The sequence below is a fragment of the Pontibacillus yanchengensis Y32 genome, assembly GCF_000770635.1.
Classification (GTDB): Bacteria; Bacillota; Bacilli; order Bacillales; family BH030062; genus Pontibacillus; species Pontibacillus yanchengensis.
Genome location: NZ_AVBF01000013.1, coordinates 39564 through 56788, shown reverse-complemented (window position 1 = coordinate 56788; position 17225 = coordinate 39564). Strand labels below are relative to the sequence as shown.

At 38.4% G+C, this 17225-nt stretch carries 16 protein-coding genes; 15 read left to right on the top strand and 1 reads right to left on the bottom strand.

From position 1 onward, the window contains the following. Positions 1-362 precede the first annotated feature (362 nt). Both cydD and cydC read left to right on the top strand, forming a co-directional pair. The gene (cydD, locus tag N782_RS06715; RefSeq protein WP_036817715.1) at positions 363-2096 is read left to right on the top strand and encodes a thiol reductant ABC exporter subunit CydD; all 1734 of its coding nucleotides are present in this window, start codon (positions 363-365) and stop codon (positions 2094-2096) included. Continuing rightward, on the top strand, positions 2093-3811 hold the full coding sequence (gene cydC, locus N782_RS06710) for a thiol reductant ABC exporter subunit CydC (protein WP_036817713.1): 1719 nt from the start codon (positions 2093-2095) through the stop codon (positions 3809-3811). The genes cydD and cydC overlap by 4 nt, the downstream gene beginning before the upstream one ends. 250 nt (positions 3812-4061) lie before the next feature. On the opposite strand, the gene guaC is transcribed toward cydC, so the two are convergent. Further along, positions 4062-5045: a GMP reductase gene (gene guaC, locus N782_RS06705; protein WP_036817711.1), complete on the bottom strand. Its 984-nt coding sequence runs from the start codon at positions 5043-5045 to the stop codon at positions 4062-4064. 122 nt (positions 5046-5167) lie between these two features. Here guaC and N782_RS06700 point away from each other — a divergent pair, with 122 nt between their 5' ends. The 13 genes from N782_RS06700 to cobA all read left to right on the top strand — a co-directional run bounded on the left by N782_RS06700 (position 5168) and on the right by cobA (position 17224). Then, the gene (locus N782_RS06700) at positions 5168-5359 is read left to right on the top strand and encodes a hypothetical protein (protein ID WP_036817705.1); all 192 of its coding nucleotides are present in this window, start codon (positions 5168-5170) and stop codon (positions 5357-5359) included. Positions 5360-5486: 127 nt separating this feature from the next. Further along, positions 5487-5945, top strand: coding sequence for an SRPBCC family protein (locus tag N782_RS06695; protein WP_036817703.1), 459 nt, complete (start codon positions 5487-5489; stop codon positions 5943-5945). A 224-nt stretch (positions 5946-6169) separates the two neighbouring features. After that, complete coding sequence (locus N782_RS06690; protein ID WP_036817700.1) at positions 6170-6610, top strand: cell wall hydrolase; 441 nt, start codon at positions 6170-6172, stop codon at positions 6608-6610. A gap of 496 nt (positions 6611-7106) precedes the next feature. Beyond that, on the top strand, positions 7107-7979 hold the full coding sequence (locus N782_RS06685; RefSeq protein ID WP_152600729.1) for an ABC transporter ATP-binding protein: 873 nt from the start codon (positions 7107-7109) through the stop codon (positions 7977-7979). Positions 7980-7997: 18 nt separating this feature from the next. Continuing rightward, positions 7998-8795, top strand: a complete 798-nt coding sequence (locus N782_RS06680; RefSeq protein ID WP_036817698.1) for an ABC transporter permease subunit — start codon at positions 7998-8000, stop codon at positions 8793-8795. Positions 8796-8812: 17 nt separating this feature from the next. Then, positions 8813-9454: a TetR/AcrR family transcriptional regulator gene (locus N782_RS06675; RefSeq protein WP_036817696.1), complete on the top strand. Its 642-nt coding sequence runs from the start codon at positions 8813-8815 to the stop codon at positions 9452-9454. Between the two features lie 72 nt (positions 9455-9526). Next, positions 9527-10450: an ornithine cyclodeaminase family protein gene (locus tag N782_RS06670; RefSeq protein ID WP_036817694.1), complete on the top strand. Its 924-nt coding sequence runs from the start codon at positions 9527-9529 to the stop codon at positions 10448-10450. A 53-nt stretch (positions 10451-10503) separates the two neighbouring features. Beyond that, entirely contained in the window at positions 10504-11223 is a 720-nt protein-coding gene (locus N782_RS06665; protein ID WP_052111206.1) for a LysE family translocator, read from the top strand. 241 nt (positions 11224-11464) lie between these two features. Next, on the top strand, positions 11465-11767 hold the full coding sequence (locus N782_RS06660) for a hypothetical protein (protein ID WP_036817686.1): 303 nt from the start codon (positions 11465-11467) through the stop codon (positions 11765-11767). A 260-nt stretch (positions 11768-12027) separates the two neighbouring features. Beyond that, positions 12028-12525 (top strand): divergent PAP2 family protein, encoded by a 498-nt coding sequence (locus N782_RS06655; RefSeq protein ID WP_036817685.1) that lies wholly within the window; start codon positions 12028-12030, stop codon positions 12523-12525. 429 nt (positions 12526-12954) lie between these two features. Beyond that, positions 12955-15369, top strand: coding sequence for a nitrite reductase large subunit NirB (gene nirB / locus N782_RS06650; protein ID WP_036817684.1), 2415 nt, complete (start codon positions 12955-12957; stop codon positions 15367-15369). Between the two features lie 20 nt (positions 15370-15389). Further along, positions 15390-15713 carry a nitrite reductase small subunit NirD gene (nirD, locus tag N782_RS06645; protein ID WP_036817683.1) on the top strand — a complete coding sequence of 108 codons (324 nt, stop codon included), beginning with the start codon at positions 15390-15392 and terminating at the stop codon, positions 15711-15713. 29 nt (positions 15714-15742) lie between these two features. Then, complete coding sequence (cobA, locus tag N782_RS06640) at positions 15743-17224, top strand: uroporphyrinogen-III C-methyltransferase (RefSeq protein WP_036817682.1); 1482 nt, start codon at positions 15743-15745, stop codon at positions 17222-17224. The last annotated feature ends 1 nt before the right edge of the window (position 17225 follow it).

The window sequence follows — 17225 nt, the reverse complement described above, 5'->3', positions numbered from 1 at the left end:
TTACTCATTTTTTAAGAATAGAGTTAGAAGTCTAGCTTATTGTAAGGGATTAATAAAGAGATAGTAACGTTTATAGAATGAATAATATTCCTATTCTAAAAATAAAGGGCATGATTATAACATAAAAACTGCCATAAATCCTTGATGAATAAAGTTTACAGAGAAAAGGGAATTAGATCTCTACTTCATAAAAGAATAGCGTTAAAACCTTTTCCAAATAATAAAAACACTGGATAGGTTGGTTTACTTGTCATAAGGTATAGATATGGAATAAAATAAAATTATGTATTCAATGTGAAATATTTCACAAAAGCTTGCCTAGAAACCTATATTTATTAAGGTTTGTATAAGGGGAATGTCTTATGAATGATTTAAAAAAGTTAGCTAAAGAGCAGAAAGGGTCACGGATATGGCTAATTGTAAGCTCTAGTGGATTAGCCTTGAGTGTCATTGCTCAAGCTTATTTGATAGTTAGAATCGTGGATTTCGTTTTTTTACAACAAGCTTCATTTGAAGTGATTATACCATTGGCCATTTGGCTTGCGATTGCTCTTTTAGCAAGAGTTGGGTTTACCTATCTTAATGGATGGATAGGCGTAAAGATGGCGACGACTATGAAAAGGAAGTTTAGAGAAAAATTGTTTGAGAAATTCTCATCTAATCCTTTACAAGCTTCCATTGCAGGGCAATCTGGTCATAAAGTTAGTGTAACCATGGATTCGGTTGATGAATTGGATAGCTATTTCAGCAAGTATGCTCCTCAAGTAATCCAATCTACAATAGTACCTTTAAGTATTTTAATTGTGGTAGCCATTCAGCATTTTCCATCTGCCGTTATTATGATGGTCACTGCGCCTTTTATACCTCTGTTCTATGCCATCATAGGCATTATGACAAAGAAAAAATCAGAGGAGCAAATGGATAAAATGGCAATATTCTCGGGCCATTTTTTAGATACGTTACAAGGTCTTACAACGTTAAAGCTATTCGGAAGAAGTAACCAAAAAAAAGAGTCTATAGAACAAAGTAGCTTAGACTTCAGGGATGCCACAATGGAAGTCTTAAAAGTGGCCTTCGTTTCTTCCTTAATGCTTGAGCTAATATCTATGCTAAGTATCGGTATTATTGCTTTAGAGATTGGATTGCAGTTAGTTGTGTTTGAAACTATTACGTTTGTCCCTGCATTCTTTATTTTGGTACTAGCTCCAGAATTTTATTTAGCTCTTAAGGATCTAGGAAGTGCATTTCATACGGGTAGAGGAAGTATGGGAGCAGCTAATAAAGTTAATGAAGAATTGCAACAGGACATTCAGCCTGTGCATTGGGGAGATAAGACCCTTCGTCACTTAACAGAACCACCTCATATCATGCTCGATCATGTTGGTTATCAGTACGAGGAAGATGGCTTTGAGTTACTTCCTGTTACGGCTGAAATTCCAGCCTTCAAACAAATAGCGATAGTTGGAAAAACGGGGGCTGGGAAAACAACCCTGTTACACCTATTGGCAGGATTGCTCCCTCCAACCTCAGGTGAATTAAAAGTGAATGATGCCTCATTGAATGAGTATCAAGAAGAAGAGTGGTTAGGGCAAATCAGCTATATATCACAGCATCCCTATATTTTCTCTGGAACATTAGCAGAAAATATAGCGTTAGGTAGTAGAAAAGATGTTACCAGAAATGAAATAGAAGAAGCAGGTCAACAGGCTGGGATTTCAGGGTTTGTGAATGGTCTCGCTCAAGGGTATGACACCATCGTTGGTGAAGGAGGCAGAGGACTCTCGGGTGGAGAGAAACAGAGAGTCGCTTTAGCAAGAGCTTTTTTAAAGAAGCCGTCCTTTATCATATTTGATGAACCTACAACAGGACTTGACCTCTTTACGGAACAGATCTTGCAGCAGTCTATCCAAACCTTATCTAAGCAAGCAACGATGATTACAGTTGCACATCGTCTGCATACGATCCGCCAAGCAGATGAAATTTGGGTAATGGAACAAGGAACTATTGTTGCTAAAGGCACACATGAGGAGCTACTACAAACAACAAGCGTGTATCAAGATATGGTGAATGTGCAAAAGAGGAGCGTAACGCTATGAAGGATTTACAATATGTCATCAAAGAGATTGTGACAGAGAAAAGAGATGTTATTCTTTCTGTGCTATTTGGAGTTATTGCAGGATTGACAGCAGTTGCTCTGTTTGCAGCCAGTGGATATCTGATTTCAAAAGCAGCGCTGAAACCACCTTTCTATACGCTTTCTTTAATGATCGCCTTTTTAAAGTTATCCGGGTTTATGAGAGCATTTGGGCGATATTTGGAGCGGTACTTTTCCCATCGAGCTACTTTTACGATTTTAAGTAAATTGCGCGTGAAGTTTTTTGAGAGAATCGAGCCATTGGCTCCTTCCATCTTGCAGAGGCAACAGAGTGGGGAGTTGTTAGCACGAGTTGTTGGAGATATTGACCGGCTTCAATATTTCTTTTTAAGAGTGTTTTATCCACCTATTCTACTTGTTCTGGTATTTGTAAGTACGATTTTATTTACCACCTTTTATTCTCTATCAATCGCTCTCATTTTGTTAGTAGGATTGATGATAACAGGCGTGGTTATTCCTGCGTTATTTGCATGGAAGCAGCGTAGGATAGAGAGTACGATAAGAGAAAAGAGAGGGAAGTTATCGACCGATGTAACGGAATTTCTCTATGGCTTCCGTGATTTAAAAATTCATCAAAAGCTACCGGAAAAATTGGATCATTTACAGCACAAATCCTCAGACTACCTTAGGGAACAGGAACGAGAAGGAATCGTCGAGAGATTAAATCTATCCCTGCATACGGGGGTTTCTTTACTCATTTCTTGGTTCGTTATTGTAGTGGGGGCTTATTTGGTTACAACGAATCAATTGGACGGTATTTTCCTAGCGATGCTTGTGATGATTTCGTTAACCGTATTTGAAAATGCGACGCCTATGGCTGTGCTACCAGGATATTTGGAGGATAGTCGCAGGGCTGCTACTAGATTGCAGGATGTCGAAGAGGAAGACAGTAGCGAAGAACAGGAGAACAAATGGCATCTTCCTGAGACGGAAGCATTTGATATAAAGGCAAACAATATCTCCTTTGCTTTTCCCGAAGAAGCCCGTTCTTCTATTCATTCGTTTTCCATCCATCTTCCCCCAGGCTCTAAAACGGCAATTGTTGGACCGAGTGGTTCAGGTAAATCTACTCTCTTGCAATTGCTCTTAAAATTTCACTTGCCAGTTGAGGGAGAGGTTTTACTGGGAGGAAACGATATCAAACACGTTGCTCAAGAAGATATTTGGGCCCATACGAATGTGGTCTTGCAAGAAAATCATTTCTTTTACGGAACCATTCGGGACAACCTGTTGCTTGCTAAAACAGAGGCAACAGATGAAGAAATGAAAGCAGCCTTGCAACAGGTGCATTTAGATCAATTCTCTCTAGATCAAAAGGTTCTCGAAAAAGGAGAAAACTTATCTGGTGGAGAAAAACAACGCCTTGCTATTGCAAGGACCTTTCTCAAACAAGCATCCGTATGGTTATTGGATGAACCGACCTCTTCTGTGGATGTCGTTACGGAACACTCCATCTTCCAACATATTTTACGCTTGGCGGAACAAGATACGCTATTGTTGATTAGCCATCGATTGAATGGTTTAGAACAAATGGATCACATCATCGTCATGGACCAAGGTGAAATCGTTGAAGAGGGGACTTATCAGGAGTTAGTGAATCAACAAGGATATTTCTATGAAATGAAACAGATTGAGGATAGTGTGCTTATGCAATAATTCTAGCTTAGAGCTAACCTCTTATTTGGATGTTAAAGGAGGCTGCCTATAACGTTTGGGCAGTCTTTTTTTATTAAGGTTATATGGAATTTATGTTTAGCTGTCATTCATTTCTTGTACATATTAAATTGTTAGTAAGCTTCTTATAATAGAGGAATAGAATACGTGTTCGTCGAACTAATAAAAAAGATGCTTACTTTATGAAGTAAGCATCTAAAGATTATTAGAGAACGTTTGCCAAAGTACGTGATTAATAGATTTTATCGCCATTGAAAATTGAATTTTTCACAACCACATAATCAACATGGCGAATAGCTTCTAGGTTAGAACCTCCGGCGTAAGATATTGCAGATTGTAGGTCTTGTTCCATTTCATTTAACGTATCTTGTAAATATCCTTTGTGTTCCACGAACATTTTCTTACCTTCTACGTTTTTCTTTTCACCTTTTTGAAATTCTGAAGCGGAACCAAAGTACTCTTTATACAGTTTGCCATCTTTCTCTGTTGTTTCGCCTGGAGATTCTTCATGACCTGCGAATAAAGAGCCGATCATTACAAACGTTGCGCCAAACCGAATAGATTTTGCGACATCTCCATGTGTACGAATGCCACCATCTGCAATAATTGGTTTTGTTGCTGCTTTTGCACACCAACGAAGCGCTGCTAGCTGCCATCCTCCTGTGCCGAATCCTGTTTTAATCTTAGTTATGCATACTTTACCAGGGCCGATCCCTACTTTGGTCGCATCTGCACCTGCGTGTTCCAATTCTCTAACAGCCTCAGGTGTTCCAACATTACCAGCAATAACAAAGGTCTCTGGCAGTTGCTGCTTAATATGTTGAATCATTTCAATCACAGCATTGGAGTGTCCGTGAGCGATATCAATTGTTATATAATCAGGCATTGCATTTTCTTCAGAAAGTTGCTTCACAAAACCATATTCTTCTTCCTTGACACCAACACTGATCGATGTAATTAAACCACGGGATTTCATATCATGTATAAAAGCGATTCGTTTCTCGGGTTCGAAACGGTGCATCACATAGAAATAACCTTTTTCAGCGAGGGTGATGGCAATGGTTTCGTCTATAATCGTTTGCATGTTTGCTGGTACAACAGGTAACTTGAATGAATGTTTCCCCAATGTAACGGATGTATCACATTCTGAACGACTATTTACTACACATTTAGCGGGAATCAATTGAATATCTTCGTAATCAAATACATTTTCCATGACTTTCACTCCTAAAAAACGAATGTTAAATTATCGTTTATGTAAATTGTTCGTATATTGTGTAATTTACATCAATTTTTGAAAAATGTCAAAGTATTTATTAATGATTGAGGAGGGGTTATATGTCAGTAGAACAACTATTGCCAATCGTTTTGTTGATTTTGGTGTCCTTTGTGTTACTCATTGTTGTTGCTGCTATTGTTTTTGGCGTGAAGTATCTTAAATCACATCGTCTTAATAGGGAAAATATTAATTCTAGGTTGGAGAAAGTAGAAGAGGAGATAAACCATTTAAAAACAGACCATAATCAATAAGGTGTTATGGTACTTAATGAACTTTTTTATATGTAAATTATGAAAAGTTCAGAAGGTGTATGTTGCCTCATGATAGAAATATATAATATGGAAGTCACTACTAAATGGATAAGAAAGGAAGGTCAATATGAACAACCAGCAATCATTTGTCTACACAACGTACATTTTAACGACTCCTGAAAAACTATGGGAAGCTCTTACATCTGGTGAGCATACAAGCAAGTATTTCTTCGGCAGAGAAATCCAATCTAATTGGAAAGAAGGCTCTAATGTCCAATTTATAACAAAAGAAGGGGAATTAGATGTAGAAGGGAAAGTTCTTCAGGTAGAGAATAATGAACTTCTTTCCTATACATGGCATCATGTAGATGATAAACAAAGAGAAGTACCATTGGTTGTAACATTCAAACTTAGACAAATGAATGAGGTTGTCAAATTGACTCTGGTTCATGAAAATCTTGACTATGATGATTTTAGTAATGAAGAAAATACATTTGGTGGTTTGAATAATGGATGGCCAGCTATACTTAGCAACTTGAAAACATTATTGGAAACAGGGAAAACCTTATCTCCTATGGATATTTGAGCTTTTTGTTAACCTAAAATGCTTATTCAATAACCTTTTAAACCGTTTCTTATTAGAAACGGTTTTTTGTATGATATGTTTTCTGTTAGATAGGGTTAACTTAAAGCAGGGCAGTTGAATAAAGTATAAGAGATGGATGATTTGAGGAAGAGAACTCGTTTAATTTTTAAAGAATGACATGAAACGAAGCGGGTTTATCATACACTATTTTTGGGGTGAAAAGAATGCCTAGAGTAAAATATACAAGTAAGGACGTAGACCTAATGGCGAGGTTAATGAGAGCTGAAGCCGTAGGTGAAGGAAAACAAGGCATGTTATATGTGGGAAATGTAGTAGTTAATCGTGCCAAAGCAGATTGTTTAGATTTTAAAGATCTAAGAACCATTTCAGAAGTTATCTATCAAGTGCAAGGAGGAAATTATTCTTTTGAAGCTGTTCAAAAGGGGAACCTGTTTTACAACAGAGCCAGAGATGCTGAGAGAAGGTTAGCAGAGAAAAATTTAAAATTTTGGAGAGATCACCCAGCTAAATATTCCCTGTGGTATTTTAATCCAGAGGGGCAATGTCCTTCATCATGGTACGGCCAACCGTTTACTGGTCAATTTAAGAACCATTGTTATTACGAACCACAAGCTGGAACGTGTGCAAGTGTTTATGGGGGATAACATAAAATATGAAGTAACTCTAAGGAGCTTGTTAAATCAAGCTTCTTTTTTACTATTGAAACTCCACAATAGTTCTATTATCTTGAAGACTTGGGAACTCGGCCAGTGCTCTGCACTCGACAAAATCGCGGTCGCTCCTATTTTTCAAAAGTTGCTCCTATATCTCAATTCTCGCTCCAATATCTCGAAAGTTGCTCCTGTTTTTCGAATCTCGCTCCGAAAGCAGGAAAAGTCGCTCCAGAGGGCATCTTTACCCTCACCCAATCATCGGAAACACCCCTCTAACTTAAATTGGTGTCGAATCCAAGTCTTCAAAATTACAGCTCGAAAGTTAAATAAGCTTCCCTCAAATTCTGTATCTTTAAAAACAACATTAGATTAGGTTACATAACCTCCAAAAAAATTACAAAATCATCTATTGACTAATGAGTCAACAAGGAGTAATCTTAAGTTGACTCTTTAGTCAATTTAAGATTTGTAAAGGGGGAAGGTCAACGTGAAAGCTGTAGAAATGAATGATTTAACAAAGTACTATAAAAAAAGCCGAGGTATTGAGAACGTTTCTTTATCCATTGAGGAGGGGGAAATATTCGGCTTTATTGGTCCAAATGGGGCTGGTAAGAGTACCGCAATTAGAACGTTATTGAATTTCATCCATCCCACAAATGGAACTGCTGCTATTTTCGGAAAGGATATTGTCTCTGATTCCAAGGAGATTAAAAAACTAGTCGGTTATCTTCCATCAGAAGTACACTATTATGATGACATGAAAGCTATAGATTTGTTACAGTACTCTGCTAAATTTCATGAATATAAAAACACAAACCGCATTCACCAATTAGCAGAAAGGCTTCAACTTGATCTTCATAAAAAAATAGAAGACTTATCGTTTGGAAACAGAAAGAAAGTCGGTATCATTCAGGCGCTTCTTCACGAGCCTAAGTTGTTAATCTTAGATGAGCCTACTGGAGGATTGGATCCTCTTATGCAAAATATATTTTTCGAGTTGTTAACAGAGGAGCGTAATAAAGGAGCTACGATTTTCTTTTCTTCTCATATCTTAAGTGAAGTTCAAAAAATGTGTGATCGAGTAGCTATCATTAAAGAAGGAAAACTTGTAACAGTCGAAAAGGTCGAAACGTTAATTAAGAACAATCTAAAGAAGGTAAGTCTAATCTCGGAAGATAGCCAGATAGCTGATTTTGATCTTGACGGGGTATTAAACAAGGAAACGAATGGAGATCATATTACGTTTCTATATAGCGGTGAAATCAAACCATTATTAAATCAGTTAACAGCATTGGACATGAAAGACTTACTCATTCAAGAGCCATCATTAGAAGAAGTCTTTATGCACTACTATGAGTAGGGAAGGGGAGGTTAAATGATGTTAATCTACAATCGGGAGATAAGAAAAAATGCGAAGGCGTTATTCATTTGGGGGATTATCTTAGGTGGAATTATATTAATGACGCTTAGTATCTATCCTCAATTCACTCAAGATCAAGAAACTATGAATGATTTGTTAAGTGCCTATCCTGACTCGTTTAAACAAGCGTTTGGAATGGACCGATTGGACATTGGTACATTACTAGGCTTTTATGGCATGCAAGTGCATTTTATGACCACTCTAATAGGGAGTATTTATGCTGTTATGCTAGCCTCTAACATGATTGCAAAAGAAGAGAATGAAAAAACTATCGAATTTTTGTTATCTAAACCTATTACAAGAACAAGGATTATGACAGAGAAATCGTTAGCTGTATTAACCAACATTCTCCTTCTAAATGCTATCAATGTAATCGTTTGTCTCATAGGTTTTCAATTTGCAGACGAAGGTATTCCAATGAAAACGTTTATGGTTCTTATATTTGGCACCATATTATTACACATAACATTTGCGGCAGTAGCTTTTCTTCTTTCTGTCATGATGAAGAAATCAAGAACCATTACCTCTGTCTCATTAGGCCTTGTGCTTATATCCTATTTCTTTGGTGTTGTATCTGGTATTACTGAAGAAATGGAAGTATTAAAGTATGCTAGTTTATTTAAATATGTGGATGCTGCTGATATTATCTCTGAAGGAGCAATTGATATACTTTACCTTAGTATTATGATCGGCATTACCATCATTAGTACATGGTTATCTTACGCTTTTTACCTTAAGAAAGATATAGCAACTTAATAACGGAGGTTACTACAGTGTATGCAAACTTTGAAAAATTACCGGAAGAAAAGAAGCAAGCGATTCTCTCAGTATGTATAGAAGAATTTTCAGATACCGGGTTTGAGAAAACGTCTACGGATAGGATTACTTCGCGTGCTGGGATTTCAAAAGGTATATTGTTTCACTACTTCAAGAATAAGAAGAATCTATTTTTGTATATAGTTGATTACTGTCGCCAGCAAATCGGTGATCAAATTATGAAAGAGATAAAAGAAGTGCGTACAGAAGATTTCTTTGAACGAGTAAAGGAAGTTATCTTAATTAAACAACGTGTGCAAATAGAATATTATAGAGAAACGCAATTGGTAACTTATGCCGTACTCCACCCACCTGCTGGAATGGAAGAAGAAATGAAACATTTACTTCAAAAAAACGTGGATTATTATAGTGAAGAATATCTAAACAAATTACTCGACAAGGATTTACTGCAGGAACATGCATCTCCTGAAAAAGTAGTCAACTTAACCATGATGGCGTTAGAACAAATAACAAACAAATACGTTCAAGAATATCAAGCGAATACCATTTCATTAGCTGAGATTCAGCAAAAAGCAAGTCTGGAAATTGATGAGTATTTGAAACTGATCAAATATGGGTGTATGCAAAGTGACACGTAAGCACGTTTTTCGAAACGTGCTTTTTCTATGGTATGATTTAAAGAACATACGTATAGCAAAGGAGAGTTATTATTGGATTTTTTATCTGAAGATATAACGAAATACATAACTGTAAAAGATATCATAGAAGAGTATAAACGTTTTCATAGTCAAAGGGATAAGCAGGGAATGATTAACCCAGATCGGATGCATGTAGAAGATGACGCTAGGACCGCTTTATTAATGCCTGCCTTCTATGAGAATTATTATGCTGTGAAACTAGTGGGAGTTTCCCCATCAAACAATGAGATAGGTAAACCAATGGTTCATTCCACGATGACTTTGTATAAAAGAGATACAATGGAGCCATTGATCACGTTTGATGGAAATAAACTTACAGGAATAAGAACAGCGGCAATTGGAGGTCTAGGAATGAAGTATCTAGCTCCTGAAAATGCTACTACATTAGGAATAGTAGGGACAGGCGTTCAAGCATGGACTCATTTGGAAGCTGCATTGGCGGTACGAGATATCCATACTTTATTTGTGTACAGTAGAAAGGAGGAGAAAGTAGCTGCTTTTTCTGAGAAAGTTCAGGAGTATTTTCCGCATTTGAAAGTAGAAACGCCAAACCTTACAGACCTAATTCATAACGCAGAAATCATAGTTACAGCCACTGGCTCTTCTACACCTGTTCTTCCGGAAGTCGACCCATCCCAATGGGAAGCCAAGCACATTACGGCAGTAGGGTCGTTTAATCCAACCATGCAGGAAATTCCAGACTCTATTTTGGAAGGAATACCTTCTATATATGTCGATCAACCTACTGCACTTAAAGAATCTGGAGATATGATAAAAGCAAGTGAACTTCGTGGTGAAACAGAGTTTACAACTATCGAAGAAGTGGTGCAAAAAGGTAGCATGGAGATTGACCAAGTGAATTTGTTTAAATGCGTAGGGTCATCCATATATGACTTGTTGGCAACGAAGAAGCTTTATGAAACATTACCAAGGTAAATAGAAATAGTAGGGGAGGAATTTATATTAAAAGAAATTATTTTTATGTTTTCATGTTTATTAGTTTATTTTCTCTTTCCATATACTTGTTGCATTCACAGAGTATGGACTTATATGAAATGATAACGAATGTGAAGTGGATGGCACTTATTCCAGCATCTTTTCTCATGGCGTCTGTCCCAGGAGCGAATCAAATCCTTTCCTTGCGTAATGGGCTGAGAAGGGGGACGAAGACAGCTATTATTGCTGTAACTGGTCGGTTTACTGCTTTCGCTATCATGGTTATTGGTGTATCTCTTGGTCTAGGAGCCATTCTTCAAGCATCAACATTCCTATTTAATAGTATTAAATGGATTGGGGTGGTGTATTTAGGCTGGCTAGGATTGAAAACCATCCTATCTAGCTCTTCTGCGTATAAAGATGAAGATGACATAAATGGTGAAGACACCTTCAAAGATGATTCACAAACACCATGGGATTTTGCCAAACAAGAATTCATAGTAGCAGCAGCGAATCCGAAAGCTTTACTATTGTTCACCGTTTTTCTTCCGCAGTTTATCACATCAAACACAGCTTCAGTAGGTGGACAAATTTTAATCGTTGGCGCTGTTTATATAGTGATTGAATTTTGTTGTGCGACTGTCTATGCTTTCATTGGCGGTCAATTGAAAGGTATTGGATTGAGTGCAAGGGTTAAACGGAATCTCGATAGGATTACTGGTGGGATTATGATCAGTTTAGCCGCATGGCTCTCCACACAAAGCAGTAAATAAGAAAGAGCAACGAATTTTATTTCGTTGCTCTTTCTCTTTGAAGTTCTTGCTCGCTCTTAGCAGTGTGTAGAACCCCTATTGTGCTGAAAATTTCACCTCAGCTACTTTCTCTTCAGTAGAAAGATTCATAGCTTCCATTCTATCTTCCGAGAATGTAATTTTTTCTATACTTTAAGAGATAAGGGGAGGAGTATGATATCCTATTATTAGTTTTCACTGTGCTCACGAGAGGAGGAAGTAAATGATAGAACGTAAATCTACACAATGGATTTTATTTTGTACGGCAATAATTGGGGTTGTAGCTATCCCCTTCTTTTATACCATTTACTATCTAACGTTATATGGTTTACTTGTTCTATTTACAGTTCCATTAACTGTAATTCGTATAATCTGGGATGATAAATGTGAGGCTAGGTTTTATAGAAGGTGGTATAAAGCAAGAAAGAGAGGGTTCTGGAGAAATGTTTGCTTAGAGGGGATGAGGATACTTACTTATAATAGTAATAGTGGTAGGCATGACGCAATTTATTGCCTATGGACCTAATCGCTTCAACGGTTGGTTAAACTTGTCTGGATTCTGGTTTTTATGGATCTAAATCTTCCTTATATTCATTATTTTTTTGATAGGTATTGCTTCTTGGTATGAAAACGAAAAAAAGTACGAGCGTATCTATTACAACAAAAATTTCAAATCCTCCCTAATGTAAAATGAGTAACTACCATGATTTATTGAATAAAATCTCTCACTCTAGGGTAATCAAAAATAATATAGCCTATAGATAATGATGAGTGGAGGAATCAATGATGCAAAAAATGAATCGGGGTATGGTAACAGCGTTATCAGCAATCGGAATTGCCCAAGGTTTGAAAATACTTACCAATAAAAAGGTGTCAGGGAAATGGGACTGGAAGCAAGTTGCTACTACAGGTGGGATGCCAAGTTCTCATTCGGCTGGGGTTTCCGCTTTGGCAACCTATTTAGCTGCACATAAAGGAAGTCGTCATACAGAAACAGCTCTAGCAGTAGTGTTTGGTGTCATTGTGATGTATGATGCGCAAGGAATTCGTCGTCATACAGGAGAGATTGCTAAGCTTGTTAATGATTTAGAAGACACATTTGCTAAGCTTTCTAATGATTTTCCAAGCTTTGAATTCGTGGAGAGAGAAAAGGAATTGAAGGAGCTATTAGGTCACCAACCAGCTGAGGTATTAGGTGGAGCGATGTTTGGAAGTTTACTAGGCTTTTTTTCTGCTAAGTTTGAGAATAGACAACGTACAGAAGTGCTATCAGATCAGTCATAAATGAGAGGTTATAGCTTAAATAAGGATAGAATTATAAGACGAAATCTTAAGGATTTCGTCTTTTTTACATTCTTCAACAAAATAGCGCTGAGCTTTTTTAGAGTTGATTCTAAACCCATTTACTGGTGAGGAGGAAGGCTAAGCATTGTTCCTAAACTAGTCACATTTTGTATTACCATTGTGGAAAAATATGTTTTATTATTATATATATATAAAAGAATAGATTATGTTTTTATACTAATCATGAGTGTCTTTAAATGTTCACAACCAGGGCGAAAATATGTGATAAAAATCACATAATGAATGTGGTAATGGAAGATAAACTAGAATTAAAGATAAAAGAAAAAAGTGAAAATGCATATGTGAAATATTGAGCAAACTTCTAGTTGTACATGTGAAATAGTGAACAATGTTAATGGAGGGATCATTATGTCGAAGAAACGGCTTGTGATGATTGGGAATGGTATGGCGGGGATACGAACAATTGAGGAAATATTGAAGCTAGGTCCAGAGATGTTTGAGATTACGATTTTCGGGTCAGAACCCCATCCAAACTACAATCGTATCCAGCTTTCAACAGTTCTGCAGGGAGATGCTGAGGTATCCGACATTATCTTAAACGACTGGAACTGGTATGAGGAGAATAAGATTACTCTTTATACTGGAGAAACCATAGTGAAGGTGGACACCAAGAACCAGAGAGTCATATCTAATGAAGGAAGAATCACTCCTTATGATGAGTTAATTTTTGCAACTGGATCCTCCTCGTTAATGCTTCCATTGCCGGGTGTTGATAAAAAAGGCGTTACAGGTTTTAGAGATATTCAAGATACAGAAACGATGATGGAAGCGGCAAGACAGTATAAGAAAGCGGTCGTAATAGGTGGCGGGTTGCTTGGTCTTGAGGCAGCTCGGGGATTATTGAACCTGGGAATGAAAGTTGATGTTGTTCATTTGGTGGGTCATTTGATGGAACGTCAGCTCGACCCTATTGCAGGTGAGATGTTGAAGCAAGAGCTTGAGAACCAGGGTATGAACTTCCTATTGGAAAAGAAAACAACTGAAATCTTCGGTGATGAGCGAGTAAGAGGGCTTCGTTTTACAGATGGTACAGAAGTGGAGGCTGACCTTGTCGTGATGGCAATAGGAATTGTTCCAAATGCCTTGCTAGCTAGTGAATCTGGAGTACGTGTGAACCGTGGTATTGTCGTTAATGACCTGATGCAAACGAGTATCCCGCATGTATATGCCGTTGGAGAATGTGCAGAGCACCGCGAAGTTACTTACGGATTGGTAGCACCTCTTTATGAGCAGGCAAAGGTGCTGGCTGAGAAAGTTTGTCACCGAAAAGTATTGCCCTATGAAGGTTCTGTCACAGGTGCTCAGTTAAAAGTAGCAGGTGTTGATCTCTTCTCTGCTGGTGAAATAACAGAGGATGCTACATCTACTGTTATTCGATTTCATAATGAATATGCTGGTGTCTATAAAAAAGTGATACTACGTGATAACCAGATTGTAGGTATCGTGATGTATGGGGATACGAAAGAAAGTACACGGCTATTTCGTCTCATGACACTCAAGGAAGATATATCAAACTTGACAGATATGGAGTTGTTGCAACCTATTGGAGCTGAAGGAACACATAGTATTAACGACATGCCAGATGATGAGATGGTGTGTGGGTGCAACGGTGTTTCCAAAGGGGACATCGTATCAGCAATTCATGAACATAGCCTTCATTCGGTTGAGGAAGTAAAAGGCTGTACAAATGCAGGACGTTCCTGTGGACGCTGTAAGCCAATTATTGCAGATATTTTAGAGCATACACTTGGTGAAGAGTTTGATAGTTCAGAACAAAAGGTAGCAATGTGTGGATGTACACCATTAAGCCATGATGAGGTAGTAGATGAAATCAAGGAAAAAGGACTTACTACCATAAAAGAAACGATGAACGTACTTGCATGGCAGAATGAGGAAGGCTGTACCAAATGCCGTCCTGCCTTGAACTATTATCTTGGTATGGTCCATCCGGAATATAAAGATGACCGCAACTCTCGACTTGTTAATGAAAAGATGCACGCAAACATTCAAAAAGACGGAACCTATTCTGTAGTTCCTAGAATGTACGGAGGAGTAACGACAGCGCAAGACTTAATTCGAATTGGTCAAGTTGCTGAGAAGTACCACATTCCTCTAGTAAAAATGACTGGTGGACAACGCATAGCGTTAATGGGAGTGAAAAAAGAAGATTTAACTGCTGTGTGGAAAGAGCTTGATATGCCATCAGGATACGCGTATGGGAAAACACTACGAACAGTGAAAACATGCGTAGGATCCACATTCTGCCGTTTTGGAACTCAGGATTCGATGGGGTTGGGGCAAGAATTAGAAAGAATGTTTGAGCGTCTAGATACACCTCACAAAGTAAAAATGAGTGTATCAGCTTGTCCGCGTAACTGCTCCGAGTCAGGTATTAAAGATGTCGGCGTCGTTGGAATTGATGGAGGATGGGAAATCTATGTCGGTGGTAACGGAGGAACCGATTTACGAGCAGGCGATTTATTGTACACCGTAAAAACGAAAGAAGAATTGCTTGAGATTACGAGAGCCTTTTTACAATATTACAGAGAAACGGGGCATTACTTAGAGCGCACTTCAAAATGGGTAGAACGTTTCGGTCTAGATCACATTAAAGAAGTATTAGAGAACGAAGCTAAGCGGGTAGAACTAAATGCTCGACTTTCACGTACGTTAGAACGGTATGAAGAACCTTGGAGCAAAATACTGGAAGATGATACTGCGCAAAACAATTATTATGGGAAAAGAGAAGTGTTAACTACATGAAAGAGTAGGAGGTAAGGAACATGAACAAAGTCACATTGCGTGTGAAAGTAGCTCAATATTCGGAAATCGAACCACGAATTGGACAAACGATTCAAGTGATGGATCGTAAGATAGCCTTATTCAAGGTCACGAATGGAAAGGTATATGCGATTGATAATCGGAGCCCTCATCCAAAGGGTGGCGTACTGTCCGAAGGTTTAGTCAGTGGTGAATATGTTTTTTGTCCGGTTTATGATTGGAAAATTTCCCTGGTGGATGGCAAAGTACAAGCTCCAGACGAAGGGCAAGTTAAAACGTACAAAGTAGAAATTGAGGGCGATGACATTTTTGTAGTGCTTGAGTAAGTTGATTCTATAAAGGAAGGAAGATCCACATGAAGCAGGGACATGTAATGCTAGTGGGAGCGGGGCCTGGGGATGAGAAACTGATTACGGTGAAAGGGATGGAGGCGATTCGAAAAGCTGATGTGATTTTATACGATCGACTGGCGAACCCAAAGCTCCTGACCTATGCTAAAGAAGGCTGTGAGCTGATTTACGGCGGCAAGCTTCCAAAGCGTCATATGTTACGTCAGGAAGTCATCAACCAAACCCTTGTCGAAAAGGCGCTCGAAGGAAATCTCGTTGTTCGTTTAAAAGGGGGAGATCCAAATGTATTTGGACGCGTAGGTGAAGAAGCAGCCACGCTCGCAGAATATGGTATCTCTTATGAGATTGTTCCTGGTATTACGTCTGGCATTGCAGCCCCTGCCTATGCTGGCATTCCTGTGACGCATCGAGACTATGGTGGTTCTTTTGCTATGGTAACGGCTCATGATAAATCACTTGATGGAAAGCCTTCTGTCAACTGGGAGGGACTTGCTAAAGGTGTGGATACAATCGCGTTTTATATGGGGGTTGCCAATCTTACCTATATATGTGAAAACCTAATTAAACATGGTAAACCAGCTACCACCCCTGTCATCTTAATTCAATGGGGAACATTTGGCCGCCAGAAAACACTTGAAGGAACGCTGACTACCATTGCTGACAAGGCAGAAGCAGTTCAATTCACCAATCCAGCTATCACCTTAGTGGGAGATATTGTGGCCTTAAGAGAAAAGATTGCTTGGTTTGAAAATAAGCCTTTACAAGGCGAACAAATTTTGCTGGCACGTACAGATGTCGGACCAAGTACACTGGCCAATCAGCTGACAGAGCTAGGAGCTGATGTAGTGGAATTCCCTAAAATGAAAAAAGTCACCCTACCAATGAATCCAGTACGAGAGCGTGTACTCGATGAGATTGAGCAATATGGAACAATCTTATTTTCCAATCCAGACAGCCCCACTATCTTTTTTGAGGAGTTATGGAGAGCTGGTAAAGATATTCGTAGTCTAAAAGGGAAGATTTATGGCACGTCCCGAAGAACGGTAAAAGCACTACAAAATTATGGCTTGCGAGCGGACTTTACGGAGCAAGTTCCAGAGGGTGTACAGGAACCAGTATTGATTGTCGGAGAACGTTCACTAGATGGGCAGCAATGGTGCTTTGCTCTGCATTATACTAAATATGAGCTATTTATGACCCATGAGACATTATTGGATGAATCGTACCTACCTATTTTTCAACGAATCCTGGAAGATACCAACTTTACATCAGTATTATTCCCATGCAGTAAATCGGTGAGGATTCTACAGGATAATCTAGAACAAAAAGATAAGATCCTGGCCAATCTTACAGTCCTTTGTTTTGACGAGAAGACGGCACAGAGACTACGAGATTGTCGAATCCAAGACATTACCATTTTAGAAACCCCAGATGCGGAAGGGGTTAAGCAATTTTTCATTCAGAATGGGTCGCTGATACAAGTTTAAT

Excerpts from the sequence above, each read along its gene's own strand:
- cydD (WP_036817715.1), top strand. The coding sequence starts at position 363 with ATGAATGATTTAAAAAAGTTAGCTAAAGAGCAGAAAGGGTCACGGATA.
- cydC (WP_036817713.1), top strand. The coding sequence starts at position 2,093 with ATGAAGGATTTACAATATGTCATCAAAGAGATTGTGACAGAGAAAAGA.
- guaC (WP_036817711.1), bottom strand. The coding sequence starts at position 5,045 with ATGGAAAATGTATTTGATTACGAAGATATTCAATTGATTCCCGCTAAA.
- N782_RS06700 (WP_036817705.1), top strand. The coding sequence starts at position 5,168 with ATGTCAGTAGAACAACTATTGCCAATCGTTTTGTTGATTTTGGTGTCC.
- N782_RS06695 (WP_036817703.1), top strand. The coding sequence starts at position 5,487 with ATGAACAACCAGCAATCATTTGTCTACACAACGTACATTTTAACGACT.
- N782_RS06690 (WP_036817700.1), top strand. The coding sequence starts at position 6,170 with ATGCCTAGAGTAAAATATACAAGTAAGGACGTAGACCTAATGGCGAGG.
- N782_RS06680 (WP_036817698.1), top strand. The coding sequence starts at position 7,998 with ATGTTAATCTACAATCGGGAGATAAGAAAAAATGCGAAGGCGTTATTC.
- N782_RS06665 (WP_052111206.1), top strand. The coding sequence starts at position 10,504 with ATGTTTATTAGTTTATTTTCTCTTTCCATATACTTGTTGCATTCACAG.
- N782_RS06660 (WP_036817686.1), top strand. The coding sequence starts at position 11,465 with ATGATAGAACGTAAATCTACACAATGGATTTTATTTTGTACGGCAATA.
- N782_RS06655 (WP_036817685.1), top strand. The coding sequence starts at position 12,028 with ATGCAAAAAATGAATCGGGGTATGGTAACAGCGTTATCAGCAATCGGA.
- nirB (WP_036817684.1), top strand. The coding sequence starts at position 12,955 with ATGTCGAAGAAACGGCTTGTGATGATTGGGAATGGTATGGCGGGGATA.
- nirD (WP_036817683.1), top strand. The coding sequence starts at position 15,390 with ATGAACAAAGTCACATTGCGTGTGAAAGTAGCTCAATATTCGGAAATC.
- cobA (WP_036817682.1), top strand. The coding sequence starts at position 15,743 with ATGAAGCAGGGACATGTAATGCTAGTGGGAGCGGGGCCTGGGGATGAG.